This window comes from Rhodococcus sp. DN22, assembly GCF_036669995.1.
GTDB classification, from domain to species: Bacteria; Actinomycetota; Actinomycetes; order Mycobacteriales; family Mycobacteriaceae; genus Rhodococcus_F; species Rhodococcus_F erythropolis.
On sequence record NZ_CP133326.1, the window covers coordinates 6,319,471 to 6,346,372 of the forward strand.

Annotated in this window: 24 protein-coding genes; 10 read left to right on the forward strand and 14 right to left on the reverse strand. The window is 64.7% G+C overall.

The window, feature by feature from the left end; all coding sequences use genetic code 11:
• Positions 1-13: 13 nt before the first annotated feature.
• The gene (locus RA302_RS29175; protein WP_030537356.1) at positions 14-1,180 is read left to right on the forward strand and encodes a site-specific integrase; all 1,167 of its coding nucleotides are present in this window, start codon (positions 14-16) and stop codon (positions 1,178-1,180) included.
• On the forward strand, positions 1,177-2,223 hold the full coding sequence (locus tag RA302_RS29180; RefSeq protein WP_030537357.1) for a hypothetical protein: 1,047 nt from the start codon (positions 1,177-1,179) through the stop codon (positions 2,221-2,223). The genes RA302_RS29175 and RA302_RS29180 overlap by 4 nt, the downstream gene beginning before the upstream one ends.
• A gap of 160 nt (positions 2,224-2,383) precedes the next feature.
• Here the strand turns inward: RA302_RS29180 and RA302_RS29185 are convergent, their stop codons facing one another.
• The 3 genes from RA302_RS29185 to RA302_RS29195 form a co-directional block, all read right to left on the reverse strand.
• On the reverse strand, positions 2,384-3,415 hold the full coding sequence (locus RA302_RS29185) for a hypothetical protein (protein ID WP_155277940.1): 1,032 nt from the start codon (positions 3,413-3,415) through the stop codon (positions 2,384-2,386).
• 228 nt (positions 3,416-3,643) lie between these two features.
• A complete protein-coding gene (locus RA302_RS29190) occupies positions 3,644-4,309 on the reverse strand; it encodes a DedA family protein (RefSeq protein WP_051649571.1) in 666 nt (221 codons plus the stop codon).
• On the reverse strand, positions 4,306-5,127 hold the full coding sequence (locus RA302_RS29195; RefSeq protein WP_051720934.1) for a phosphatase PAP2 family protein: 822 nt from the start codon (positions 5,125-5,127) through the stop codon (positions 4,306-4,308). Before RA302_RS29195 ends, RA302_RS29190 begins: the two co-directional genes overlap by 4 nt.
• Positions 5,128-5,231: 104 nt before the next feature.
• Here RA302_RS29195 and RA302_RS29200 point away from each other — a divergent pair, with 104 nt between their 5' ends.
• Entirely contained in the window at positions 5,232-5,912 is a 681-nt protein-coding gene (locus RA302_RS29200; protein ID WP_030537361.1) for a response regulator transcription factor, read from the forward strand.
• A gap of 108 nt (positions 5,913-6,020) precedes the next feature.
• Here the strand turns inward: RA302_RS29200 and RA302_RS29205 are convergent, their stop codons facing one another.
• From RA302_RS29205 to RA302_RS29220, 4 genes are all read right to left on the reverse strand, one after another.
• Positions 6,021-7,241 (reverse strand): phosphodiester glycosidase family protein, encoded by a 1,221-nt coding sequence (locus RA302_RS29205; RefSeq protein ID WP_030537362.1) that lies wholly within the window; start codon positions 7,239-7,241, stop codon positions 6,021-6,023.
• A 162-nt stretch (positions 7,242-7,403) separates the two neighbouring features.
• Complete coding sequence (locus tag RA302_RS29210) at positions 7,404-7,751, reverse strand: hypothetical protein (protein WP_063836248.1); 348 nt, start codon at positions 7,749-7,751, stop codon at positions 7,404-7,406.
• Positions 7,752-8,002: 251 nt separating this feature from the next.
• Positions 8,003-8,344 (reverse strand): hypothetical protein, encoded by a 342-nt coding sequence (locus tag RA302_RS29215; RefSeq protein WP_030537364.1) that lies wholly within the window; start codon positions 8,342-8,344, stop codon positions 8,003-8,005.
• 227 nt (positions 8,345-8,571) lie between these two features.
• Positions 8,572-9,378, reverse strand: a complete 807-nt coding sequence (locus tag RA302_RS29220) for a hypothetical protein (protein ID WP_080712791.1) — start codon at positions 9,376-9,378, stop codon at positions 8,572-8,574.
• A gap of 82 nt (positions 9,379-9,460) precedes the next feature.
• Here RA302_RS29220 and RA302_RS29225 point away from each other — a divergent pair, with 82 nt between their 5' ends.
• The 4 genes from RA302_RS29225 to RA302_RS29240 all read left to right on the forward strand — a co-directional run bounded on the left by RA302_RS29225 (position 9,461) and on the right by RA302_RS29240 (position 16,007).
• Positions 9,461-10,837, forward strand: coding sequence for an ATP-binding protein (locus RA302_RS29225; RefSeq protein WP_030537366.1), 1,377 nt, complete (start codon positions 9,461-9,463; stop codon positions 10,835-10,837).
• A gap of 108 nt (positions 10,838-10,945) precedes the next feature.
• Entirely contained in the window at positions 10,946-11,809 is an 864-nt protein-coding gene (locus RA302_RS29230; RefSeq protein WP_051649567.1) for a hypothetical protein, read from the forward strand.
• Positions 11,810-11,945: 136 nt separating this feature from the next.
• Positions 11,946-13,238, forward strand: coding sequence for an alpha/beta hydrolase-fold protein (locus RA302_RS29235; RefSeq protein WP_225320205.1), 1,293 nt, complete (start codon positions 11,946-11,948; stop codon positions 13,236-13,238).
• Positions 13,239-13,451: 213 nt separating this feature from the next.
• Entirely contained in the window at positions 13,452-16,007 is a 2,556-nt protein-coding gene (locus RA302_RS29240) for a DUF2156 domain-containing protein (RefSeq protein WP_338478818.1), read from the forward strand.
• A gap of 177 nt (positions 16,008-16,184) precedes the next feature.
• On the opposite strand, the gene RA302_RS29245 is transcribed toward RA302_RS29240, so the two are convergent.
• Genes RA302_RS29245 through RA302_RS29265 form a run of 5 tightly spaced genes read right to left on the reverse strand, consistent with a single transcriptional unit; the run spans position 16,185 to position 19,408 of the window.
• Positions 16,185-16,424, reverse strand: coding sequence for a ferredoxin (locus RA302_RS29245; RefSeq protein ID WP_030537370.1), 240 nt, complete (start codon positions 16,422-16,424; stop codon positions 16,185-16,187).
• Positions 16,421-17,629, reverse strand: coding sequence for an NADH-ubiquinone oxidoreductase-F iron-sulfur binding region domain-containing protein (locus tag RA302_RS29250; RefSeq protein WP_030537371.1), 1,209 nt, complete (start codon positions 17,627-17,629; stop codon positions 16,421-16,423). The genes RA302_RS29245 and RA302_RS29250 overlap by 4 nt, the downstream gene beginning before the upstream one ends.
• Positions 17,626-18,183, reverse strand: a complete 558-nt coding sequence (locus tag RA302_RS29255) for a ferric reductase-like transmembrane domain-containing protein (protein ID WP_030537372.1) — start codon at positions 18,181-18,183, stop codon at positions 17,626-17,628. The genes RA302_RS29250 and RA302_RS29255 overlap by 4 nt, the downstream gene beginning before the upstream one ends.
• Entirely contained in the window at positions 18,183-19,145 is a 963-nt protein-coding gene (locus RA302_RS29260) for an FAD:protein FMN transferase (protein ID WP_030537373.1), read from the reverse strand. The genes RA302_RS29255 and RA302_RS29260 overlap by 1 nt, the downstream gene beginning before the upstream one ends.
• Positions 19,142-19,408 (reverse strand): hypothetical protein, encoded by a 267-nt coding sequence (locus RA302_RS29265; RefSeq protein WP_030537374.1) that lies wholly within the window; start codon positions 19,406-19,408, stop codon positions 19,142-19,144. Before RA302_RS29265 ends, RA302_RS29260 begins: the two co-directional genes overlap by 4 nt.
• Before the next feature lie 410 nt (positions 19,409-19,818).
• Here RA302_RS29265 and RA302_RS29270 point away from each other — a divergent pair, with 410 nt between their 5' ends.
• From RA302_RS29270 to RA302_RS29280, 3 genes are all read left to right on the forward strand, one after another.
• Complete coding sequence (locus RA302_RS29270) at positions 19,819-24,225, forward strand: non-ribosomal peptide synthetase (protein WP_030537375.1); 4,407 nt, start codon at positions 19,819-19,821, stop codon at positions 24,223-24,225.
• A gap of 50 nt (positions 24,226-24,275) precedes the next feature.
• A complete protein-coding gene (locus tag RA302_RS29275) occupies positions 24,276-24,767 on the forward strand; it encodes a DUF2231 domain-containing protein (protein ID WP_003943426.1) in 492 nt (163 codons plus the stop codon).
• Between the two features lie 67 nt (positions 24,768-24,834).
• Positions 24,835-25,554 carry a VIT family protein gene (locus tag RA302_RS29280; protein ID WP_030537376.1) on the forward strand — a complete coding sequence of 240 codons (720 nt, stop codon included), beginning with the start codon at positions 24,835-24,837 and terminating at the stop codon, positions 25,552-25,554.
• Between the two features lie 28 nt (positions 25,555-25,582).
• On the opposite strand, the gene RA302_RS29285 is transcribed toward RA302_RS29280, so the two are convergent.
• Together RA302_RS29285 and RA302_RS29290 are read right to left on the reverse strand one after the other, a co-directional pair.
• The gene (locus RA302_RS29285) at positions 25,583-26,464 is read right to left on the reverse strand and encodes a M56 family metallopeptidase (protein ID WP_030537377.1); all 882 of its coding nucleotides are present in this window, start codon (positions 26,462-26,464) and stop codon (positions 25,583-25,585) included.
• The gene (locus RA302_RS29290) at positions 26,461-26,844 is read right to left on the reverse strand and encodes a BlaI/MecI/CopY family transcriptional regulator (RefSeq protein ID WP_037126985.1); all 384 of its coding nucleotides are present in this window, start codon (positions 26,842-26,844) and stop codon (positions 26,461-26,463) included. The genes RA302_RS29285 and RA302_RS29290 overlap by 4 nt, the downstream gene beginning before the upstream one ends.
• Positions 26,845-26,902: the final 58 nt, after the last annotated feature.

Genomic DNA, 26,902 nt, shown 5'->3' on the forward strand with positions numbered 1-26,902 from the left:
TACAGTCCCTACCATGGCAGAACGGCAGCTCAGCGAGGTCCCGGACGTGGGTTCAATCGTCCCGGTGAGTGGTGCGGCGGTGTTTCCGGACCTGTCGAGCGAGGTCGCCGCGCGAATCGAACGGTCGATGGCATCGGCACGGTCTGCTGCTACTCGCCGCGCCTACGATTCGGCGTGGCGACGCTTCGAGACCTGGTGCACCGTCGCCGGGCACCACGCGTTGCCTGCGCATCCCGCGACGGTGGCGGCCTACCTCGTCGCCGCCGCCGACACGCTCACTGTCGACGGGACGCGGGCGTATGCACCGTCGACGTTCGGCAAGTGGATCGCGGCGATCGCCGACCGTCACCGCGCTGTTGGCCACAACAACCCGTGCGGCCACGAAATGGTTCGCGCCACTCTCGCCGGTATTCGTCGGGATTATGCGTCTGCGGGGGAGCGGCCCCGAAATCCCCGTGCCCCGCTCCTCACCGCTGACATCACCACGATCGTTGACCACGCCCGACGCACTGCAGCGGACTGGGCGTCGGAGGTGCTCGAACGCCGCGACACCGCGCTACTGCTGATGGGATACACCGGCGCGTTTCGGCGCAGTGAACTCGTGGCGCTCGAATGCCGCGATGTCCGCCGCGACCGCCTCGACGGCGCGCACGTACAGATCCGCAAGTCCAAGACCGACCAGGACGGTACCGGAACCGTGAAAGCCCTTCCGTTCACCGACCGCTATGAATCCTGCCCGGTCTGCGCGTGGGTGCGATGGTTGAAGATCGTCGCAGCGTTCGACACCGGCGGCAGAATCGCCGTCATTCGACTGCTCTTCCGTGCAACACCATTCGATGCCCATGTCTGCCGCGGCTCCCTGCCCACCGCCGACAAATCCTCGCCGCTGTTCCGGTCCATCCGCAAGAACGGCAACCTCTCCGACACCGCCCTCTCCGGGGCTGCGGTGCACGCTGCAATCCGTCGCCGCGCCGCTCGCGCCGGATTCGATCCCGAGACGGTCACACAGTTGGGTGGGCATTCGTTGCGGGCAGGATTCGTCACCCAAGCATTCCGGAACGGCGCCGACGCCCACGCCATCATGCGCCAGACAGGCCACACGACCCCTGGGATGGTCGAAATCTATGCCCGCGAGAACGCGCCGCTGCTCGGCAACGCCGTCACCGAGCTCGGACTATGAAACCGAACGGAATTGCGTTCAGCTCGGTGCCCCATGGCGTCGCGGGTCTCGACCGCTCCGCAGAACACACATGGGCACTGTTCTTTGACTGGTGCGCTGCCACCGACCGTCCGTCGCTGCCGGCTGCACCATCCACACTGGCAGAGTTTCTCGCCGACCATCCCGCCAGCGTCGCCACGCAGCGACGCCGAGTCGCCGCTGTCAACGCCGCTCACCGCACTCGCGGAATGACCGAACCCGGCCGCTCGGTCCCCATTCGACTCGCTCTCGCGGAGCATCGCCGGGAACGTCTCGCCGAAATCCGTGGCGGCGCTGCATCGATCATCGACAGCATTCCGACGTCCGGATGGCCATACGGGCTGTTCGGTCGGCGTGATGCACTGATACTGACCTTGGTGTCCGCCGGTCTGACCTACCGTGAGATCAGTGTGCTGCGCCGAGGCGACATCGAGGTCGCGGGGCTGGACCTGGTTGTTTCAGGCCTGTACCGGGTCACCCCGAACATGCTCGGCAGTCACGGTGAGTCCGGTCCGGTGACGGTGTACCGGCGCTGGGCGCAGATTCAGTCGATGCTCGATCGCTTCGCGAGTATCTCGGTGCTCCGCGAATTTCTCGACCCCGATCGCTCACCGCCGACGTCTGCGTTTCCGGTGGTGACAGCGCAGCAAGCGGGTGAGCCACTTGTGGTCCGCATCGACCGTTGGGGCTACACGCCCTGGATTCCGGAACCGCTCACGGCGCAGTCGTTGTCCGCAGTGACCCGCGCGCACCTGACCGGCCGTCCGTCCGAGCATCGTCCGCGAGTCCTGTGGACGGAGAACGGCACAGACGGTGACGTTCTCTACGACGAAATACGTTACTCGAGCGTCGTTCTGGACAATGCCTACTACGAGCATGGAATTCGTGCCCGCCGCAACGCTCACATCCGCCTTGCCGATCTCGACGATCGATTCGACGACATCAACGACCGCGTCGACGAACTCTTGCACTCGCTCGTCGACATTCTCGACAAACACGGCGAACCGGAGCGCGACGACGGCTGATGTCATCGATCAGGGAGCTGGCCGCACGATCATCGTCTGCGCTGACTGCGGCGATGATCGTGCGCGCCTTCTGTCATTTCTACGTCTTGATGTTTCGGCGGGCTGGATGTCCAATGGCCCGGGCATGTTCGCAGCGCATGGGTTTGAAGCGTCGACTCCGTCAGGTCGTAGGACGGACGACGTCGTTCCGGCGACGCGCGCGCACCGCGATCGCCCTGGAGATCAAGGACAACGTGACCAGTCCGACCAGCAGATCCGCGAGTGCGGAGAATTGGGACTGCGCGAATTCGACGATCTGAATCAAGATCAGCGTGGTGATACTCGACAGTCGCACGGCCTCGAGAGTCCACCTGCGGTCGGTACGCCAGACGAGAGCGGGAAGTGCGAGAACGAGCGCAAGCCCTGACCCTGCCGCATCGAGCAGTCGCGCGAATTGCGTTATGTCGTCGACGGTTTCGGTGCCGAGGATGCTGACCGACGACAGACCGAACGCGGAGTACGTCACCAGGGCCAGTGCGGACAGTCGAATCCAGATGCTGTGGTCGAGGTAGCGCAGTACACGCCAGTTCCCGATCGTCGACCATCGTCGTCGCCACCGCGTCGGCGGTCGCTCGGTGCAGCTGGCGAGCAGTGCGGTGATTTGCGTGACCTGTCGTCGTTCGTGTGCGTTCGCGCGCGCGAGATAGTCGAGGGCTTGGGCGCGGCGGTGATGGTCGAGTCCGCGGACGACCCCGTCCGCAGCGATGAAGGCTGCCGCGGCAAGGTCTTCGTGGGGTCGACGCGGCACCAGATCACGGACCAGGCGGGAGGTGGCCACGACAGCGATGAGCAGGACGTACATGATGGCCACCGCCGGCTTGTAGAAGTAGTCGTTGGTGGTGGTGACGAATTTGCCGATCTCGTCGAGGCCCAGTCCGAGTCCAATCCCGGCGAGCACGATCGTGATCGGTCGCGTTCGGTCGCCGAGTACCGACAGTGCGGTCAGTGCGGCGACAGTCAGGGCCACACCGCCCCAGAGCAGATGGGCGATGTGCAGTGGACCGCTACCGACCCGCGGATACCCCAGCAGCTGAAGAGCTGATCGGGTGAGGAGGATGGTGCCGGCTGCGATGATGACGACGGCGTCCACACCACTCCCGGCGTGGGGGTGCCGAGCGATACGCCACCGATGAGTGCTCGCGGACATCGACACCGAAATCTGTTCCTCCTCTCGTCTACCCGACACGGCGTCGTTACCCGGCTGAACTCCCGGTGTATCGGGACCACAGATACAAATCGCCAGCAAGCGAGTCAAGCATCTCCGATGACAAAGAGCACCGTTGGGGTTTTCGGGTTCGTCGGTGCGGCGATGCCGCGGGATCGGCTCGGTTCGTCGATGCGCCCGGTGGTCTCGACGCCGGTGTTGTCAGATCTCTGTTGTTCAGCGCGGGGACATGCTCGTGTCCGGGTCGGGCCGGTTGACCGGTGCGTGTCCTCGGAAACGAGAGCGCAGGTAGTTGATGGCGAGGGGGAGTATCGAGAGTACGACTACCGCGATGAGGATGATCTCGATGTGGTTGCGCACGAACGGGATTCCGCCGAGTAGGTAGCCGAGCATCGGTACACCGGCACCCCAGGCGAGGGCTCCGATGATGTTGTAGACGAGGAAGGTTCGATATTTCATCCCCGACGCACCGGCCATGACGGGTGCGAGTGTCCGGACGACGGGAACGAATCTGGCGAGAACGATCGTACGGGCACCATAGGTGTCGAAGAACGATTGCGCGCGCGCGAGTTGCGCAGGGCCGAGCCGTTTGGCGCCGGGTCGGTCGAAGACGGCGGGCCCGGCGGCACGGCCGATCATGTATCCGCATTGGTCACCGAGCGCGGCTGCGATCGGTGCGGACACCAGGATCACCCACAGGGGAACGAACGGATCGACCTGCGCGACAAGCACTCCTGCGGTGAACAGCAGTGAGTCGCCGGGGAGGAAGAACCCGATCAGCAGACCGGTCTCGACGAACAACGCCACGAGCAGACCGATCAATCCGAATGTCGCGACGAGGGTGCTCGGGTCGAGAACACCGCCGGTCAGTCCCGATGTCATAGCGAGATCCTGTTCATGAGTAGTCGAGGTGGCGTCGACTCTGTGCCATCGCCGGCGGAGTCGAGACGATGCAGCGCATAGGAGCCGAGGGTGACCGCACCCGCCGCGAGGAGCGCGCCGGCACCGACATCGGTGAGCCAGTGGACGCCCAGGTACATCCGCGTGCACGCCACGGCAACGGTCAGCGTGACGGCAATGACGAGCAGCAATGCTCGTACTGGTCTCGATCGCCGCGCACCGGCGATGAGCGCGAGCATCAACAGTAGGGAAGCGGTGCCGGTGACGTGCCCCGACGGGAACGACGGATCGGTTTCGAGCATCATCTGGATCGACTGGGGTGGCCGCTCACGGCCGACGATCAGCTTCAACAGCGTGCACGCGATCGAAGCCGAGGCGACGGTCACCAGCAGCACCAGTGCCGGGCCGTACCGTTTCGTCCTCCACACCAGAACCACTGCGACGATCAGGCCCAGTGCGGCGGTCTCCGCGGGGCCACCGACCGTGGTGACGGCGACGGCGAGTTGGTCGAGTGTCGCACTGCGATGATCGACGAACCATCGAGCGACTGCGGTATCGGCACCGGTCAGCCAGCCGTTGCTGTGTACTGCGACGGCGAGCACCAGAACGGCGAAGGCGTAACCGAGTGCGCCGAAGACCGTCGCGCCGGCCCTGTCGCGGCGCATGCGGAGCATGAGCCCGGCTGCGATGAGGCCGACTGCGATCACCAGCCCCGCGATCTCGACGTCGGCGGTTGCGGCTTCGGTGAACACTTCGGTGGCCGTGGCGTGTACGGCGGAGATCGATGAGGAAAGGAGCACGGGGATCAGTGTGCTGGGGAGCTGCTGAAGAACCGCTGAGAGCGAGTCTGGTATCTCGGCATGGGTCTGTTGTACTTGCCAGACTTATACGGACGGAGTTGTCGATGCGGGTACTGGTGGTCGAGGACGAAGTGCGCCTGGCGGAGATGCTGCGTCGCGGTCTGGTGGCCGATGGGTTCACTGTCGAGGTCGAACACGATGGTGACAACGGATTCCACAGTGCAGCGACGGGGGAGTTCGATGCGCTCGTTCTCGACATCATGCTGCCGGGCAAACACGGTTACGACATCGTGCGAGATCTTCGGGCGCAGGGGGTGTGGACACCGATCCTGATGCTCTCGGCGAAGGACGGCGAATACGATCTGGCCGATGCGTTCGATCTCGGCGCAGACGACTATCTGGTCAAGCCGTTCTCTTTCGTGGTGCTGGTTGCTCGCCTGCGCGCCCTGATGCGAAGGGGAGCTCCCGAGCGCCCCGCGGTGCTCACTGCCGGCGATCTGGAACTCGATCCCGCGCGCCACCGCGTCAGTCGAGGCGGTGCAGAACTTGCGCTGACCCCGCGCGAATACAGTGTGCTCGAGTTCTTGATGCGGCGTAGCGGCACCGTGGTGACCAAGTCCGAGATCGTGCGGTCGGTGTGGGATGTCAACTACGACGGGGACGAGAACATCGTCGAGGTCTATATCGGCTATCTCCGCAAGAAGGTCGATCAACCGTTCGGGCTCAAGAGCATCGAGACCATCCGCGGGGTCGGATACCGCCTCACCGTCGCGGCGGCCGACTGAGCATCCTCGTTCTGCGGCACCGACACCCTCGCCGTTCGTGTACTCCGCACCTGTTGGCCGGTGGCTTCTTTCGGTCGACAGGAGCCGTGTCGGCCGCTGGGGTGCGCCCTAGATGCCCGCGGCGTCGACCACGCTCGGCGGCGTCGACGCGGTGTCCGCTGCGGCCCACTGCTGATTCGGCGTCGGCGTCGTGAGAGTGAGATAGAAGAAGTCGCGTTGATCCGGGGCCAGGTAGCGGTCGGGTCTGTTCTGGACTCCCGGCAAGATCGTCGTCGGTGTCAACGTCCCGGTGTGATCGACTGTCCAGGAGTTGAACTCGGTCAGCCCTGTGTGAATGTCGAGCTCCATCCCGGTCACCGCCCCGGCATCGACGAGTGCCTGCGCCAGGGTGGAGAGGTCGACTCTCGACGCCGCTACATAGACGAGGTCGCCGTTCGCGGTGGTCCCCAATGCCGATCGTTCGGTGTACTGCAGTTGATTCTTCGCGCTGCCCCAGCGGCTGTCGGCGTTCGAGTGCACGCCCGCGGCGATCGAGCCGTGGTCGACGATCAGCGGTAAATTCTGCCGCACCGCCACGATGTGCGGGTCCACTGCCGCGCCGCTGCTCCAGTCGATGACACTCAGGTGCCCGGAGTCGTCGACCACCGCCGAGGCCTGGCCGTTCTGCAGGTCCTGCCGCGCCACACCGTTCGAGAAATATCCGCCGGCAAGATCTTTCATCTTCCACCCGGAATTGAACGCAGCCACCAGATTCGGTACCTCGGAACCAGGTACCGATGCAGCGGCATTGCCGTCGGTGCGGGGTTGGCTCGTGCCGTCGACGAGGTGGGCGACCGTCGCGGAACCGGAGACGATCGCTACTCCGGCCACTGCGCTGCGATGGGCCGGGTCCGGCTGGTAGTGCGAAATGTAGGCGACCGGAGTTCCATCGGCTCCCGTGCGGCCGGGTGTCCATGTCGGAGCCGGCGATCCGGTGACAGTGGGGAGAACGGGGAGAGTGGCGAACGATGTCGGGGTGCCGCCGGCAATGGCTGTGGCCGAGGTGAATCCGGACAGATCGGGTGGGGTGTCCGACGGTGGGCTCGCGTAGCGCCAGTTCTCGTAGGCGTTGAGGACGGGGCCACCCCCATGGTCGCGGATCCATGATGATGTCTTGTCGTTCCAGGTCGCATATCCCGGGGTCAGCAGCGCTCGCGCGTAGGACACCGAGGCAAGGGTGAGCACGACGAGTGCTGCCGCCGCGAGAAGCTTCCAGATCTTCACCTCGCGGCGCGAAATCTGTCGGTCGTCGCTGTGGTCCGGCGGTGTCGGGCGAGTCGGTGCGAGCATGAGTGGTATCTCCTGCCAGAAGTGATCCGGTACATCTCGATCATGCGCGGACGAGACTGAAGGAACACTGAAAAGCGTTCGGAAGCAACAGGGTTGGGATGAAATAGGGGCAGCGCCCGGAGGCCAACGGGCCTGCGGGCGCTGCGGGGTGAAGCGAGGAACTTACTGTCCGGGGGCGTCGACGATATCACCGGCCTCGGGTAGGTCCACCGAGCCCGGTGCATCGGGTGTGTCGCCCGTTTCCTGCTTGTCGACGGAACCGGGTGCATCGGGTGTGTCGCCGGCCTCGGGTACGTCTGCGGCGCCCGGTGCGTCGGGTGTGTCGCCGGCCTCGGGCACATCTGCTGCGCCCGGTGCGTCCGGTGTGTCGCCCGCTTCGGGAGTGTCGACGACGCTGCTGTTCGAGGCTGTGGGCTGTTCGAGGGTCTGTGCGGCTGCGATGCCACCGCCGATGGATGCTCCGGCCAGCACGACGGCGGCGACCGCAACGATCCTGTTCTTGATGTTCACGAGGGTTCCTTCGGTTGTCGGATGCACATCTGATTGCGTGCGGTACAACCCCGAATATGCTCGACTGCTCCTGAAGGATCCCTGTGGACACCTGAGAGTGAGGTCGACATCGCGCGGCGCAGCGCAGTGCCGCTGCACATCGTCGGACACAGCTGGAGCTGCTGTCGACCAGCGAGCTACAGGGGCTCCGATGAGTTGGGGTAGTTCGTCGAATCGGTCGACGGTCCTGCACTTCTCGGTTGCGGCCCTGATCACGGTGTTCGTTCACGGTGAGTGGGCGCAGGCCTCGACGAGGTCAGGGGTGAGGTGCCTCCGGCACTCTCCGGCGTCGACGGTGACCTCGGTGCCTCCGGCACTCGTACACCCGGGAAGCGAGTGTGCAGGGAATCGAGTTGACGATGTAGCTCGTAGAGAATCGTGCGTTGGATACGTGCATCGTCGGCATACCAACGGCGAGAGGATGTTCGGCCGACCTCCCAGGCCGTCCGGGCGATCTTCTCGGCTCCTTCGATTCGCGCCGAGATCACGGCGATCTCGGCGTGCAACATGGTGATGAACACGCGTGCTTGTTCGGTGTCTGCCGTGTCGGTCATCGATCCTCGTCTCGAGATCGGCCCGGTGGGTCGGGAGCGACCGCTGCCTGTGTCTGGTATCGGTCGATTAGGCCCACGGTCGTACACAGCGGGCCGTCGGTGCGGTGGGGCGCGCCAGGACTATCGGTGAATGGACAGGCACGCACCGCGCGGTACTCGCGGGGTACGTGAGCACGGCGTGGTGCGCCGCGCCCGGCCGGTGTTCGGGTGATGTTCGACGGGCGGTGTCATGCGCTGTGCGCTGCGTCGGAGGTCCCGGAGCTGACGGTGGTGGTGTCGAGGACATCGGCGCGGGAGATGCTCAGATACGCCACCGATCCGACGATGGCGACGCCGAACACCGCGGTGACGACGGTCGGTCCCAGTCCGAGGCCGCCCAGGTTCTTGTCTTGCGTGAGATAGTCGCCGATCGACGCGCCGAGGGGGCGAGTGACAATGTAGGCGATCCAGAACGCGAGGACGGCATTGAGTCGTAGCCCGTAGTGCGCGGCGGTGACCACCGCGATGATCGCCGCGAACACAGATGCCGATGTCAGGTATCCCAGTGCGAGCTGCTCGGCGACCAGATCGCCCGCGGCGGTGCCCAACGCGAAGGTGAACAGGATCGCCAGCCAGTAGAACCCTTCACGGCGCCGGGTTCTGATGCTGTGGATCGACAGTGTTCCCTCGCTGATGTACCACGCTGCAAACGTCAGGATCAGGCCGGCAGCGAAGAACCCGGTGCTGATGGCCAGGGGCACACCGAAGTTGTCGGTGAGATTGTCGGTGATCAACGTGCCGGCGATGCTGATCAGGATGACCACCAGCCAGTAGACCCACGGCACGTACCGGCGCAGCGTGAACTGGTAGATCAGGGCCGCGGCCAGCACTACACCGACGACGACGGTGGTTCCGGTCAAGCCGAACCCGAGATCGACGTTGAGTGCATCGGCGGCCGTCTCTCCGACGGTGGTACCGAGGATCTTGATGACCCAGAACAAGAGCGTCACTTCGGGGACTTTGCTCGCCAACATGCGCGCGGTGGTCGTGGTCATGGTCGTGGACTCTGGCAGATCGTTCCTGAAGAGACGCTGAAGAGCAGATGCTTCTCACGAGGGGACACGGGACACTGACCTGATGCACTCGACCCTCGATCTGTTGCGACCACGTTCGTGGACCGTCCGCGTGCGCTCGGCGGTGGCATCGACAGTGGTTGTCGCCGTCTGCCTCGTCATCGCCGGCGGTGCGCTCCTCGGGGTCCTGTACAACTCGCTCGAGAACTCCGCTCGATCTGCTGCCGCTGCCCGCGGCCTGCAGGTCGCCGAACAGCTCGAATCCGACACCGCAGCGCAGATCGACGACTCGTTACTGGCCACGGACGGGCAGATCGGCATCATTCAGGTCATCGACGGATCGGGGACGGTACGAGCGCAGTCCCGAGGGGATGGCGCTGCGCCTGTCACGACCGAGCAGGTTGCCCCGGCCGCGACCCGTGATCTGGGCCGAGTGTCCTACGGTGAGGACGGCGACTTCTGGGTTACCGCACAGGGAGCCACATCGCCCTCCGGGCCGGTGACGGTGGTGGTCGGGGCCGACCGTGAACCGGTGGAAAACGTCGTGTCCACAGTGGCGATCCTGCTCACCGTCGTCGGTCCCATCGTGATCGCCCTGGTCGCGTTCGCGACGTACCGCCTCGTCGGTGCGGCATTGAGCCCGGTCGAACGGATCAGGTCCAGGGTGGCGTCGATTTCCAGTCGCCAACTCGACGAACGTATTCCCGTACCCGAAACCCGCGACGAGATCGCCCGCCTGGCACAGACGATGAACGCGATGCTCGAACGCTTGCAGGTCGGACAACGAGCGCAGCAACGCTTCGTCAGCGACGCATCCCACGAACTACGAAGTCCGTTGTCCACGATCACCGCAGCTCTCGAACTCGCATCGTCGCGGCCCGACCTTCTCGATGAGGCGATGATCGACGAGTCCTTGCTTCCGGAAGCGCGCCGAATGCGTCGACTGATCGAGGATCTGCTGCTTCTGGCACGGTCGGACGAGACCGGTCTGCCCGTCGCGGCGGTCGATGTCGATCTCGACGACCTGCTGTACGAGGAGGGCAAACGTATCGAGGCCGTGTCCGAGGTACTGGTGGAGTCGTCGATCGTGCCCGTTCGGGTGACCGGTGACCCCAGCGCGCTGGGCAGGGTGGTGCGCAACCTCGCCGACAACGCCGTCCGCCACGCCCGGACCCGCATCATTGTGTCCTGCGCCGAATCGGCAGGACACGCCATCATCCGGATCGACGACGACGGGCCGGGGATACCGCAGTCCGAGCGCGCGAAAGTGTTCGACCGTTTCGTGCGCCTGGACTCCTCACGAACACGTGATGAAGGCGGCACAGGGCTGGGACTGTCCATCGTCGCAGGCACTGTCGCCGCGCACGGAGGGACGGTGGCGGTGTCGCAGTCGCCGGCCGGCGGTGCCCGGTTCGAGATCCGCCTTCCGCTGAACCGCTGAGCGCGCGTTCTCAGCGGTTCTTCAACAAGCAGATGTCAGTCTCTGATCTGCCGCGCCGGCGGTGGCCCGCACGGGTGGGCATTTTCTGCGACTGGACAAGGACTCTCGATGACCGCTTCGGACGACCCGCCCACGACAGGCCGATCCGCGCTGCGGGTCGCGCGCAAACTTCCCCACATCACGGCATCGTTCTGGGTGGTGAAAATACTCGCCACCACCCTCGGCGAGACCGGCGGGGATCTGCTCGCTCAGACCCTGCACGTGGGGTACCTCGTCGCTACCGTCGTCTTCGCGGCACTGTTCCTGATCGCGGTGATCTTCCAGCTACGAGCCCGGCGCTACCACCCGGCCCTGTTCTGGACGGTCATCGCGTTGACCAGCACCGCGGGCACGACGTTGTCGGATCTTCTCAACCGCACAGGCGGACTGGGCTACACCGGCGGAGCGGTCCTGCTCACCACAGGTCTGGTGGTGGTGTTCCTACTGTGGTGGCGCAGCGGACAGACCCTCGACGTGGAGAACATCGCCACCGCACGCGGCGAAACTCTGTACTGGATCGCGATCTTGTTCTCCAACAGCCTCGGTACCTCGAGTGGCGACTTCCTCGCCGACAGTCTCGGATTGGGGTTCCGCACCAGCGCACTGATCCTGCTCGCGGTCATGATCGCGCTACTCGCAGCCCATTACCTGACCTCCGTCAATGGCATCGCCCTGTTCTGGATCGCGTTCGTTCTCACCCGCCCCCTCGGCGCTACCGGCGGCGACTTCCTGAGCAAGCCCACCGACCACGGCGGATTGGGATGGGGAACTCAATGGACCTCCGCTGTAGTGCTGACCGTGCTCGTCGGCTTCGTCGTCGCCGAGGCGATCCGTGTCCGCAACGGCCCTGTCGATACTCTCCCCGCCCCGACCCACCGACGGACCGGGGAACCGCAGAAAGCCAACGGCGAGCTCCTGCCCGACCCTGCGTGAGGGCCGCACGTTCCTTGCGCCGATCCTCTTACCCAACCCCCTATACGGGCGTTCTCCGTGCGGGCAGGCCGGTGCTGGGACAGCATGGGACCGGACAAGGCGGCCTCGGAGTCACCTGTGAAAGGACGTCATGTCGATGATCGACATACCTGTCCTCTACGGCCCGGTGCGCGCCGCCCTGCTCGGGCTCGGAGTGGTGGCATTGCTGGTGCTCGCGCTCGGCCGGGGGCGCCGCTGGTGGTGTCGCCGATTACCGGCAGCGTTGCTCATCGGGGCGGGAGTGTCAGCGATCCTGATGGTGTCGGTCGACGTTCTCTGGCGACCGTTCCCCGATCCTCTTCCGGTGGTTGCGGTGCTCTGGACCGGGCTCGGTGCAGCGGCGTTGGCGATGGCGTTGCTGCGTCCAGCGCGGGTGCGGATGAAGGTGCTGTCACTGGTTGCTGTGGCCTGTGTGGTGATCAGCGGCGCTGCACAGGTGAACAACCACTTCGGTGCATACCCGACCGTGCGGACCGCCCTCGGGCTGAACCTGGCCTCGCAAGTGGATTTCTCCCGGGTACCAGGAACGACACCGACGCTGACGAACGCGCAACCCGGAGTGCCACTGAGCCGCAATTGGTCACCGCCGACGTCGATGCCCAGCACAGGGATCGTGTCCACGGCGAGCATCCCGGGGCTGATGTCGGGATTCCGAGCTCGGGAAGCGTGGATCTACCTGCCACCGGCGTATCTCAGTGTTCCGCGCGCGCAGCTACCGGTGCTGGTCCTGGTCCCCGGGCAACCGGGAACACCGCGAGACTGGTTCGACGGCGGCAGATTGGATGCCGTACTGGACTCCTACGCCGCCGCGAACGCCGGTCTCGCCCCCGTCGTCGTGGTGGCCGATCCACTCGGCAGCAGGCTCGCTCAGACCCTCTGCGTGGACTCTCCTGCCGGTCACGCCTTCACCTACCTGTCCGTGGACGTCCCCGCCTGGATCCGCTCCACACTCCAGATCGATCCCGACCCTCGCCACTGGGCTGTGGGCGGTATGTCGGCCGGAGGAACGTGCGCACTGCAGCTCGCCGTCAACGCCCCGGCCGTGTATCCCACGTTCCTCGATATTTCCGGGCAGGACGAACCGACAGTGGGAACCCGTCGACAGACGGTGGACCAGTTCTTCGGCGGTGACCCCGTCGCCTTCGCCGCGGTGAACCCCCTCGACGTCCTCGCGCGCACACGATTGCCCGACACCGCCGGAACCATCGTCGCCGGTAGCACGGACCGGACGTACGGCCCGCAGGCACAACGAGTACTGGCCGCGACCACCGCTGCCGGGGTGGACGTGCGCTACCTCGAACTCCCGGGAGGACACAGCTGGAGCGTGTGGGGACCGGGGCTCTCGCAGTCGTTGCCGTGGCTGGGAACCCGGTTGGGATTGACGCCATGACCCGGCGCTGGCCCCTGGACCGGATGGACTCGACGGGCGGCGAGTACCACAGGGCGGCGAAAAGATTCGGAGATCTTGTAGGACCCGGGCGAGCTGTCGGCTCGCGATGCGATCGGAACCGCGCGAGGACCACTCGTGCGCGGTCCGCAACGAGGAGGACCTGAGATCGTGAAGCACTCGATACCACACAGCACCCGGGTAAAGGAGCGCGCGGTGAACTTCACCGCCGCCGCCAGATCCGCCGTACGAGCGTTACCCCGGTACACAGCCTCGGCAGGAGCGTTCCTGCGCGAGAACATAGTTCGTGCGCCGGCGAGCGCACTGTTCGTCCTCGTGATGTGGGCGGCGGCGATCGCGACGTCGAGTGTCGGGCACGGCCCGAGCCCATCGGTGTTGGCTCAGGTCGGTGTCGGGACCGAGTCACTGCGGCAGGGCCGAGTGTGGACACTGCTCTCGGCCGGTCTGTGGTCGCCGAGCCTGACCGGGTATCTGCTTGCGACGCTTCTGGTGCTGCTCGTCGCTGCACCGCTCGAGAAGCGACTCCGAACGCCGCGATGGGTGGCGGCCGCGGTGCTGACACAACTGGGTGGAACGGCCGGCGGGGTGCTGTTCACCTCGATCACCGAGCGTATCGGCCTGCGATGGGCCTCGACGTTGCACAGTGGTGTCGCGGTAAGTCCGACCACGTGGATCGTCGGGGTGCTCATGGCGTCGACGGTGTCGATGAGCACGTTGTGGCGGTGGCGGGTGCGGGTGGTGACGGTGACGTTGTTGATCACCCTGGTGCTCTTCGGTGGTCACCTGCAAGACGTCATCCGGCTCGTGGCGGCAGCGATCGGGTTGAGCGTCGGCCCGCTGCTGCTCGGTCGGCCGACGCGGCGTCAACCGATGGTGGGAACGCAACGAGAGGGTCGTCTGCTCATTGCACTCGTGGTCGCGGCCAGCGCAATCGGTCCGATCCTGGCCGCACTCTCCCCGAATGCGATCGGCCCGTTCGCCGGGTTGAAAGATGTCTTCGGCGGATCCGAGGCCACAGTGGGCGATATCCGCGCACTGTGCGCGGCAGGAGGGGATCCCCAAGAATGCAGGGAAGGGCTTGCTGCACTGAGGCTTTCCGGGATCGGCCCCACACTGTTGGCGATCATGCCGACGGTGTTCGTCCTGGCGGTAGCGGACGGGCTCCGGCGTGGTCGGCGCGGTGCCTGGTGGACCGCCGTAATCGCTCAGGCGGTGCTGATCGGGTTGGCCGTGCTCAACGTGGTGCTGCGCTACATCGACAGTGTCACACCGGGTTCGGTGTTCTACGGCCTGGACGAGACATCGCAGATCGCGAGATCGGCGATACCGGTACTGACTCCGATCGTCATTGTGGCGTTGTTGCTGTGGTCGCGTGGATTGTTCGATGCTGCCGCGCCGTCGGGAACGTACCGCCGGTTCGGGTACGCGGCGGCGGTGACAGTGGCAACCCTGTTCGTGGTCTTCGTCGGTGCCGGCTGGCTTGCACGGGCAGGGTTCGACCCGGTGGCCACACCGACCGCGCTCATCGCCGAATTTCCCAACCGTCTCATCCCACCGGTGGACCTGCAGTGGCTCGACCCACGCCTACTACCCACGAACACGCCAGCGACGCTGCTCTTCGAGTGGACAGGAGTGGTGTTCTGGCTCGTGCAGACCGTCGCCATGTTCCGAACCTTCACCAAACCCGCCTACACAGTCGACTCCGGTGATGTCGTCCGCGCCCGCGAAATCCTGCGGTCCTTCGGCGGGGGATCACTGTCGTGGATGACCACGTGGCCGGGGAACCAGTACTGGTTCGACGACTCGGGCACGGGCTTCATCGCATATCGGGTGATCGGCCGTGTCGCTGTCACCACCGGCAGCCCGGTGTGTCCCCCGGGCGATCTGCGCGCAACGCTGCTCGGATTCGCGGACTTCTGCGTCGGGAACGGCTGGACACCGTGCCTGTATTCGGTGTCGGGCGAGGTTCGTTCGGTCACCGACACGCTCGGGTGGTCGAGTGTGCAGGTCGCCCAGGAGGCGGTCCTGAACTTGTCGACCCTGGCGTTCACCGGGAAGAAGTTTCAGGACGTGCGTACAGCACTCAACCGCGCCGGGAAAGCTGCTGTGCACGCCGAATGGCTCTCCTACCCGGACGCACCCTTCGCGATCACCGACCAGATCGCGGCCATCTCCGAAGAATGGATGACCGACAAAGGCATGCCCGAGATGGGGTTCACCCTCGGTGGACTCAACGAACTCGACGACCGCGATGTCCGCTGCCTCATTGCCGTGGACGAGCACCGCACGGTGCACGCTGTCACCTCCTGGATGCCCGTCTATCGCGACGGCATCGTGGTGGGGTGGACGATGGACTTCATGCGCCGACGCGCCGACGGTTTCCGGCCGGCCATCGAGTTCTTGATCGCTTCGGCTGCGATGATGGTCAAAGACGAAGGCGCACAGTTCCTCAGCCTTTCCGGTGCTCCGCTGGCACATGCGGTGACTGCTGCATCATCGGATTCACCGGCCACAGGGGTGATGGATCGATCCCTGGACCTGCTCGGGCGAACTCTCGAACCGGTGTACGGCTTTCGATCACTGCTCGCGTTCAAATCCAAATTCCAACCCGAATACAGCCCGATGTACATGGCGTTCCCCGATCCAGCAGCGTTGGCGAGCATCGGCAGTGCAATCACCAAGGCGTATCTGCCGGAGCTGTCCACAAGGCAAAGTGTTCGCCTGGTGACCGCATTGCTTCGGCGATCCTGAGGTGTGTCGCCGTCGCCACCACCTGCATCCACCACGGCAACGGCCGCGACATCCGGCACACCGCATCCGCAGGATGCTCGGCTAGGCACACCGAACGCAGAGATCGCGTCGGTTCACGGAATCGACCGAGTCATCCTGTGGCCCCGGTTCCTCTGACAGTCTCGTGTCGAGACGGCTCTACGGTGTCGTTCGGTCCGGTGAGTGCAACGACAACGCTATCCGTGGGCACAATTCGACGGCCTTGCGTGCATCACCCAGTGATCTCGATCGCACAACAGGCGCAGGGCTCGCTGAAAGCGGATATCCCCACTCGTCGCGGGAGAGGATCTCGGGGAGCAATTCGGTGCACAGGCCCCGGCCGTCGCAGCGCGTCCAGTCGATGTGAAGCTGCATGTCGGATGTTCGGTCGGTTCTCATCGGTTTCCCCAGAGAGCTCTCGCTTCGCAGTGGCCGGTGCTGTGCAGGCGCACGTCGTCGGCGAATGCGGTCAAGGCCGACCGGACGAGCCGTACGGTTCCGTCGGGATGGTGGCATGCACCGCGCCCGTCGACGAGCCCGGCATAGCGGCGGATCTCGTTCAGCGTCTGTTCACCGGGACGGTGGTAGGCGAGGTCGCCGAACACCGATGCCAGCCGGGGGAGCCCGTTCAGGCAAGGCCCGCATTGACCGGCGCTTTCCCGTGCAAGGTAGTCGACGATGTCGGCCGTGGCACGAAGACCGCAGGTGTCGACTGCAAGCGCGTGTACCACTCCCGCTCCCGGACTTGCGCCTATCGCGGCGAGTGATTCTTTCGAGAGGCGTCGCCCTGCGAGGTCCGCTCGGTTGATCCAGGTTCCGTGATAACCGCCGACCAGGACAGCGCGAGTGTGGTCTATGTCTGCTCGTCCGATATCGCCGACAACCCACTCGAGTCGGCTTCCGATCGGTACCTCGACAACGCCGGGGTTGTGCACCGCACCGGACAACGTCACGAGCATCGTTCCAGGTTCGCTGGCAGTTCCGGACGCTCGGAACCAGTCGACGCCGAATCGCGCAATGGTGGCGACGTGCGCGAGAGTCTCGACATTGTGCACGAGAGTCGGGCGCCCCTTCACTCCCGATTTCGATGACGATGTCAGCGAGGATCGCGGAATCGGCGGCTTCCCCTCGACCGCCGCGATCAGAGCCGTTTTCTCCCCGGATACGAAGCGTCCGGCGGACGCGACGACATGGACATCGGTGCGATCCCAACGACTGTGTCGCCGTTCGGCGATGGCGTTGCGCAACCGTTCGGCATGCGAGGCGGGTACGACCAGGAATGCATCCGTGGCGCGCACTGCGGCCGCGGCAATCGAGAGGCCGTCGAGAACGAGATGCGGTGAATCGGACAGTAGGACAGCGTCTTTGCTGCTCAGCGGTTCGCCCTCGGATCCGTTCGCGATCATTACCGGGCGGCGACCGGTGATGGCGGCCATCTTCGCCCCGGCCGAAAAACCTGCGCCACCGCGCCCGGCCAGGCCGGAACGTGAGACAGCCGCGATGACCGAATCATCGCCCGCAGGCACCGGCCCGAACATGTGCGCATGTCGGTCGAGGTCGAACGCGGCACCGGACAAAATGTGAGTGAGGCTCGAGGTCGTCATCGCTGTGCTCCTGCTCGGGTGTGGTGAAATTCGAGGAAGTCGTGGCGGAGTCGGAACGTCGTCGCGGCTGTCACCAGTGCCGCGCACACTGCAGCAATGGAGAGGAACCATGCGTGTCCGACGTCGGTTCCGTTGCCCAGGGCATGGGCGAGGGCAATCGGCCACAGGGCGTACGTCGACCAGTGGACGACTCGAAATGTTTTGTGCCCCAGTCGGTGCTTCAGTAGAGCGGTGGCGACGACGACGATGATCAGATCCACGGCGAGGGTGCCGAGGCCGAGCCAGAACGGCCGGTACTGCCCGAGAAACGGGACCACCGAGTCGATGACGTTCAGCTGTGCGTAGGGATCGAAGAACAGTGAACCGACGTGGATCGCGATGAGCAGCGACCCCAACAGGGACGTGTTCTTGTGGAGTTCCACGACGCCGAATCGTGGGAGCGTCAGGATCGGTCTCCCCGATCGCGTCACCATTCCCGATGCCATGGAGAGGGTGAGTAGCACCAACGCCGCGATGCCTGTTCCCCGTCCGAGTGCCCACAATGCCTGATCCATCAGTGCTCCTCGGTGATCGGATGTCCGATGTGGGCACTGTTATGGGGCCATCCGGGTGTCAGTGTCGTGTCGCCGTCGGCGTCGATCATTCGGGCGGGAAGGCCGTTGTCTGTCAGCCATCGAACGGCCGACGGGCCTTTCACGATGGCGGCGGTACTGGCCGTGTTTGCCAGAAAGCAGCTCTGTGCGACGACGGTGACTGTGCACCAGTATGGGTCGGCAGGAACTAAGAGTTGCGGGTCGAGGATGTGGTGAGCAGTCTTTCCGCCTTTCGACCATCGCCTCCGCAGGGTGCTCGACGTGGCAACTCCGACGCCCGATCCGATGGTGATCGTCGTCGATGGTTGGTTGTCGCCGTCGGACACTCGAATATGCCATCCCGTGCTCGGTTGCGGACCGCTCGTCGAGATGTCACCTCCGAGAGAGACGAGAACTCCGCAGCCGAGTTCGGACGCGACGAGTGCCGCGCAGCGGTCGGCTGCCAGCGCTTTCGCGGTCGCTCCCAGGTCCAGTACAACGCCCTCCGGAACCGTGAGCACGCCGTCGTGCAGGGTCACCATCGTCCAGTCGGCGCGGCGTACGAACGACACGGGTGTGGAGGAACCCTCGGATGGTGGTTCGAGCAGTGAGAAGTCCCGGTCGTAGCCCAGCTCGATCATCGCCGAGCCGAGCGTCGGGTCCACTGCACCGTCGGTGAATTCGGCTGCCTGTAGCGACGCGTGCACGAAGTCGGCGAGTACGGCACCGACGGGGGCGGGCCGGATATGTGAGCCGGCCAGGTTCATGACATCGGAATCGGGCCGGAACCTGCTGCATGCGCGATCGACCGCGTCGAGTTCGCTGCGCACCATCGATTCCGCAGCCTCGAGCGACATCGGGTCGGTCACGACGAGATGAGCGTCGGTGCTCCATATCTGCCAACGGGACTCGGCTACCGAGTCATTGTCGGCGACAGTACTCATGAGCCGTGGGTGGTGCTGTGTGGTGTTCCGGATCCCGACGAGACACGTGGCGAGGTGCCGAATGGGTTCGTGGTGGTGCTGGTTCCGTTGGCTGATTGCTTAGTCGAGGTCGTATCCGAGACAGTCGCTGCGTTGGCTGTACCGGTGTTCTGGGTATCGAAGAATGCCAGGGTCGAGGTTCCGATCACGACGGCGACCCCGATTCCTGCCACTGCCGCAGTGGCGATACGCGTTCTACGAAAGCCGGATTCCGGTGTAGTCATGCGAGGCCTTTCCGATATCGGCCCGCGTGGTCGAGGGCCTCGAGATCCAGAGTGTGCGAGTTTGCTGGGAAGACGCTGTGCGTGCGCTGCAACTCGGGTACGAACTTTCCTGGACGATCGATCGCGAACCTTGTGTGTTCTGCGGAGGTCGACCAGTCGATGGACTTGGCTTCATAGTGCCCACAGGGTGCTGAAAGAGCGCTGAGAGTGGTCCGACCCAGCGCCGTTCTAGCCCATCCCGTTCATCCTCAAGGGACCTTCAGCAACACGCGAGTAAGGCTTCTTATAGGGGGTTTGGTGGTATCTCGGTCGGCCGCTCTTCGCTGCGTCGATGCGCGGCCTCGGTGACGACGCTAATCTGGATACTACCGATCATGTAGTAGTTGATGAACTGTTCTGAGAGGGTTCACATGGGCGACGACGTGTTGGCGTTGACGACACCACAGCTCGATATCTGGCATGCCCAGCAGCTGTCGCCGGACATCCCCTTCGTGATCGCCTACTATGTCGAATTGACCGGCAGCGTCGATGTCGATGCGCTGCTGAGCAGTGGCCTGCGGGCCCACACCGAGTATTCGTCGGCTCCGATGCGCATTGTCGATGCCGCCGGTCGTCCCAGTCAGACCTTCGCTGGCAGCGTCCGTGATGCGGCTCAGACGGTCGACCTTCGCGGCGTCGAGCATCCACGGGAGGCTGCCCTGCAGTGGATGGAGCGGGACTGCCGAAGCCCGTTCCCACTCGACGGCTGCTTGGTCCGGCTCCGGCTCTTCCGCCTGTCCGACGATCATGTCCTGTGGTACACCTGCGCCCACCACATCTCGCTGGATGGATACGCCTCGGTCCGAGTACTCGAGCGCGGCGCAGCGATCTACACCGCCGTGATGGCCGGCGAAGAACCAGCGCCCCACGATGCGACGTCACCGGCGGCGTTCGTGGAGGAAGACCGACAGTATCAAGGGTCGGCGCGGGCACGACGAGACCGTGACTTCTGGCGCGCATCGGCACTCGAACACTCCCGTACCGGGGTGTTGTCGCTCGCGGGCAGTGCTGCACCGCAACCGATGTCGATGACCGCAGGCGGTGTCGCCGCATCGAGCCAGCACGCTGTCCTCACGCCGCTCGCTGGCCGCACGACGTCGAGCGTTGTCATCGCAGCATTCGCAGTGTTTGTTGCCCGCATGACCGACTCGACCGACGTGCGACTGTCCCTCCCGGTGTCCGCTCGCTCCACTGCGCTGCTACGGCGCGGCGGATCGACTACCTCGAACGTTGTGCCCCTGGACCTGCCAGGCATTGGACGCACGACCGTCGGCGGTGCCATCAAACTGACCGAGACAGCCCTCGGCACGGTACTGCGCCACCAACGATCCAGGCCCGGCACATCGTCCACCTCACCCGGTGAATCACCCCTCTCGGCAGCATCTTTCGGACCCACGGTCAACGTGATGATGTTCGCAAACAGTGTCCGCCTGGGCGGTGTCGACGGGCAGATCCACATCTTGACCACTGGACCGGTGGCCGACCTTGCCGTCGACATCTACCCCGGCCGCACCGGCCAGGGCCCCCGCATCGACTTCGAGGCCAACCCAGCCGTCTATCCCGCCGGCGATCTCGCCCTCCACCACAAACGGTTTCTTCATCTCCTCGACGGATTCGCAGACCCGAACGTCACCGATACCGCCGTCTGCGACCTCGAGTTGTTCCTGCCGGACGAACCACCCACCGCATCGACCGGGGCCGCAGCGACTTCGAGCATGACTCTGATCGACGCATTCGACGCTGCGGTGCGGAACGCGGGAGAGCGGACTGCGGTCGACGACGGAGACACAGTATTGACATATCTCGAACTGAACGAGCGTGTCGACGACCTGGCGGGGAGGTTGACAGAGCGGGGGGCCGGACCGGAAGCTGCAATCGCAGTGTGTATATCACGATCCATCGCGTCAGTCATCGCGTTCTGGGCGGTCGCTCGCGTGGGTGCGGTCTACGTGCCGATCGACCCGAAACTGCCCGATAGCCGGGCCGACTACATCCTGCGGGACAGCCGCGCTGTCCTCGGGCTCAGGTCGAGTGCAGAACCCGCCTGGACGGGCGGCGGAATCGACTGGCTCGACATCGGCGTCGCCGGCAGCGACGAAACCCGGCGTCGACCGGCGACGCGCAAGGCTTCGCTATCGAATGCGGCGTACGTGATCTACACCTCGGGTTCGACCGGTGAGCCGAAAGGCGTCGTCGTCACCCACGAGGGCATCGGAGCATTGGTGCAGCAGATCGAGGTGAGCTATGGTCTCGATGCCTCGTCGAGAGTCTGCCATCTCACCTCGCCAGGATTCGACACCGCCATCGTCGAACACCTTGCATCAGCGGCAGCAGGGGCGACCCTGGTCATCGCCCCGCCGCAGGCATACGCGGGCCCCGAGCTGACGCAACTGCTCGCGCGCCGCCACCTCACGCATCTGCTGATCACGCCATCTGCGTTGGTGACACTGGGTTACTCCGACCTCACCGACATCGAGACGATCATCATCGGAGGCGAATCGGCACCGCGAGACGTCGTCGCCGCATGGTCCCCAGGGCGTCGGTTACTCAACGCGTATGGCCCCACCGAAACCACATGCAGCGTCACCATGACCGATGCCCTGGTCGCCGGAGAGGCAATCGGTATCGGAACCGCCATGGTGGGAACTGAAATCCACCTCCTCGACCGGACCCTGCGACCGGTTCCGACCGGGGCGGTCGGTGAGGTCTACATAGCGACCACCGGAATCGCACGGGGATACGGCAACCGGGCCGCCGCCACCGCATCGAGATTCGTGGCAGACCCGCTCGGCGGAGCCGGTCGACGACTGTTTCGCAGCGGCGACATGGCACGAGCGAGATCCGACGGCTCCCTGGCGTTCGTCGGAAGGACCGACGACCAAGTCAAGATCCGTGGCAATCGCATCGAACTCGGTGAAATCGATGCCGCACTCCGGACGCACCCCCGAGTCACGGCGGCTGCATCCACCACCCGCCGTACCCACAGTGGTGACCTACGCATCGACGGATACATCGTCTGCGACGGAGCGCAGCCGCTCGATCCGCAGGAGGTTCGAGGTTTTCTCGCGAACATACTTCCGGGATCTGCAGTTCCCGCGACCATCACGGTGCTCGAGTCGATACCGCTGACCGTCAACCGCAAACTCGACCGAACTGCGCTACCGGAGCCGAAGCGCGACGTCGCAATCGGTGTGGACACAGAACCCGGGAGCTGTACAGAAGATGCTGTTGCGCGGGCATTCAAGGATGTTCTCGGCCTTACGGTCATCGACATGCATGCATCGTTCTTCGCCCTGGGCGGCGACTCCCTCACTGCAACCGGAGTGATCGCACGCCTGAACACCGAACTCGGTGTCGACATCGGGATACGAGACCTGGTGGATGCAGGATCGGTACGGGCACTCTCGACATTTATCGAGGCGCATCCAGCCGATCGGCCCCGCCCAGGGCGTCCGGTGCCGGGCGCAGCGGAGAGCATTGCGGTGATCCCACTGGCACCGCAGCAAATGCACATCGACCGCGCAGCACAGCTGCCGCTGTACAACCTTCCGTTCGCCGCGGAGATCACCGGACCGTTCGACACCTCCGCGGCCGAAGCAGCCTTCGTCGATGTGCTCGTCAGACATCGGAGCTTGCGCACCATCTACCCGGATTCACCGTGGGGTCCGCGGCAAGTCGTTGTCGACGATCCAGCGCGGTTGCAGTCCGTTCTCGGTATCACTGCGTTCGATCCGCGCGCGGTCGACGAGGTCCTCGCCGCAGCGTTCGATGTTCGCGGTGAGCTTCCGATTCGGGCGACGCTGTTCGAGAAGGCACCGGGCATCCACCTTGTTGTGTGCTCGGTGCACCACATCGCAGCAGACGGTTGGTCCCTCCGCCTACTGGCCCAGGATTTCACTGTCGCCTACCGAGCTCGTGCATCGGGACGCGCACCGGGCTGGCCGAAGATGCCGCTGCAGTACACCGACTTCAGCATTTGGGCAGCGCAGCGCCCGGGGTCGCCGGATCTCGACTTCTGGAGCCGAGAATTCGAAGGCCTCGCTTTCGATACTGCTGTCGAGACCGACCGACCCAGATCCTCGTCCTGGGACGTCACCGGCGACAGAATCGACCTGCAGCTGGCCGTCGACATCACCGACGGGCTCGATCGGGTCGCCCGCGCCAATGAAACCGGCCGGTTCACCGTTCTGCGGGCCGGTCTCCTGGTGCTTCTCGCCCGTGCTACCGGCACGAGCGATCTCGTCATCGGGACGCCGATCGCCGGTCGCAGAGATCCGGAGCTGGAAACGATCGTCGGTACGTTCGTCAATACTGTTGCGATCCGATCCGATATCGCCGCAGCGGCGACGTTCGAGGACGTCATCGCCATTGCGCATGCCAGCAAAGTACGGGCACTGGATCATTCGGATGTCCCTTTCGAGACGGTCGCGGCACATATCGACCCAGGACCGCATCTCGGGCGACATCCACTCTTTCAGGTTGCGCTCTCGTTGGATGTGTTCACCGACTCGCACTTCGATATCGGCGCCACGCACGTCGACATCACGCCCCGACCGTTGGACATCGCGAAATGTGATCTGCATTTTCACCTCGTCGAGCGACGCGACGCCGTCGGCCGGACGATCGGGATGGACGTTGGAATCGTCTACCCCACAGCATTGTTCGATCGAGGCACGGTGCAATCGTTGGGGGAACTCTACGAGCAAATTCTTCGACGAATGATCACCGGCCCGGGAGAGCCGTGGTCGACAGCAGCTTCAATACTACAACTCGTGTAGTATTTAGTGGTGGCCGTGTGGTGTGCACGCCCAGACAACAGGAGATCCGTGTGTCGACGATCAATGGCCTGCCCGCTCATGTGCTGCTGGTGCACTTCATCGTGGTGCTCGCCCCGCTCACCGCATTGCTCGCCATCGTGTCGAGTATCTGGGCTCCGGTGCGCCGCAGGCTCGTCTGGTTGATCGTGGTGCTCGCGGTCCTCACACTTGCCTTGACGCCGTTGACCACCGATGCGGGGGAATGGCTCGAGAAGCGAGTTCCGGAGGGGGCCTCGGTGCAGACGCACGCCGAACTCGGCGACTCGATGCTCTACTTCGCACTGGGACTGGCTCTTGTCGCAGCCCTGCTCGTGGCGCAGCACATTCGGGATCGCCGCGGGACGCGGCCGGTCCGGTGGCAATCGATCGCTGTCGCTGTACTCGCTGTCGTGGTCGGAGTGGCCACGATGGTGCAGGTGTATCGGATCGGAGAGTCCGGGGCACGCGCGGCGTGGGAGGACGCAGTGTCCTCCGCGCCCGCACCAGTCGATCCTGTTAAGTGACGACGAAGGGCCGACAGTTACCCTTTCGGAGAACACTGATCGGTACTGACCTGAACAGGAGTCGAACATGGCAGATCCAGTGTCCGGTGGACACGAGGCCGAACCCCACGGCGATGTCGGGGGACGCTTGAACTGGCTCCGTGCGGGAGTTCTGGGGGCCAACGACGGCATCGTCTCCGTTGCCGGATTGGTGGTGGGAGTCGCGGCCGCAACCGCAGAACGCGGACCTGTGCTCACGGCCGGTACCGCAGGCCTTGTCGCCGGGGCGGTGTCGATGGCACTGGGGGAATACGTTTCGGTGAGCACTCAGCGCGACACCGAACGATCCTTACTCGACAAAGAACGCCGAGAACTGGACGAAGAACCCGAACAGGAGCTCGCAGAGCTCATGGCGATGTACGAGGACAAAGGTTTGTCACCGGAGACTGCCCGCATCGTTGCAGAAGAACTGACCGCCCAGGACCCGTTCTCAGCTCACGTCGATATCGAACTGGGAATAGATCCGGACGCGTTGACGAGCCCGTGGCAGGCCGCTCTCTCATCGGCGATCGCGTTCGTCACTGGTGCACTACTACCGCTTCTTGCGATCGTGCTGCTTCCGGCGCCGATTCGAATCGCTGTGACGTTCGCGGTGGTCGTTGTAGCTCTGGCCGCGACCGGAACGATCAGCGCATGGCTCGGGGGAGCCCCGCGCCGGCCCGCGGTGACGCGAATAGTGACCGGCGGGGCAATCGCCATGATCATCACCTACGGCATCGGGCAGCTGGCCGGCGTCGCGGGAATCTGACGTACGCCTTCCGGTGGGGGGGAGTTCCTCAACGAAAGACAGAGGTCGGGTTCTCGCCGACTTCCGGAACGATCACGTCCTGCGCTACGTCGAACAATCCCAGTGAGATCGCCGCAAAAGCCGTGATCGACACCAGTGCGGCGATCACGACCGAACGGCGTGGAGGCGGAGGCGGAGGCGCGGTCAGAGCGCGGACACGGCGTACGACGTCGCCGCCGGTGCTTGACAACGAAGTCGAGTGCCGCGCTAGGTGGGCGCGGAGCAATACCGTCTTGGCCAGGGCCGACATGGTTGCATGTCGGTCGTATCGCGCAGCCCACTCGTCTGCGTGGCGTTCGGCCGCGTGGCGGACGTGGCCGACGACGGGGCGAAGCAGCGGGTCGAACTGTGCTGCGAGCTCGACCGTCTGCGTGAAGAAGGTGTGCCGGAAGCGAAGGTGCGCGCGTTCGTGCTCGATCACCGCAGTGAGTTCGGCATCCGACAGGGCCGCGACGAGCGCTGTCGTGATCACCACTGCGCCGCCACCGGAGGCGACGGCGAAGGCGTCGGGCTCGGTCGATTCGACGAGGACGGTTCCGCCGCGTACGTCGGCCTCGGCTGCGAACTTCGCAGCATCTCGTGAGCTGGCGACGACGCGAGCGATGTGTCCGGCGGCTAGTGCGAGCCTGTAGACGACCCACCCGATCATCCCGAAGCCGGCGGCAATTGCAATGGCAGGTGGTGAGGCGATCAGTACCGATGCCAGCGCCGTCGTGGACGCTGCGACAGAGAAGGCCGTGACTGCCACCAGGACAGGGATGACCGTCACCGTTGCCAGCGGTGCTGCATCGTCGTCGACCGGGCCGCAGTATGTTCTCAACGCGACCGACATGATCCACGGCAACGCGGCAACGACGAGCAACAGAATCATGTTCGGTGGTCCGAGTTCCGTGCGGAACCTTCCGAGAGCAGCTTTCGGAGGACGGATTCGTCTTCCGGATCGAGGGAGGCAACGAAGTTGGCGAGAACGTCGGCTCGTTCAGCTCGCGTATCGAGTTCGGTCCGCATCCGCATCGCTGCTCGTAAGGCCGGTAGCTCGTCGACGGGAGCGCGGAGGGTGTAGACGTACGATCGTCCGCGTCGTTCTCGGTCGACGAGCCTCTTTCCGTGTAGTCGCCCCAGCGCCGTCATCACTGTCGTATGCGCAAGATCGGATCCGAGTAGCTCCCGAGCTTCTGACACCGCCAACTGATGATGCTCACCGAGCAATCGAAGGATCGACTCCTCCAACTGTCCGGATTCTCTGCGCACGGCTTCGACCTCACTTTTCGGCTGTCGTTCAAGGATATGCCACCGAAAACGACCCTGG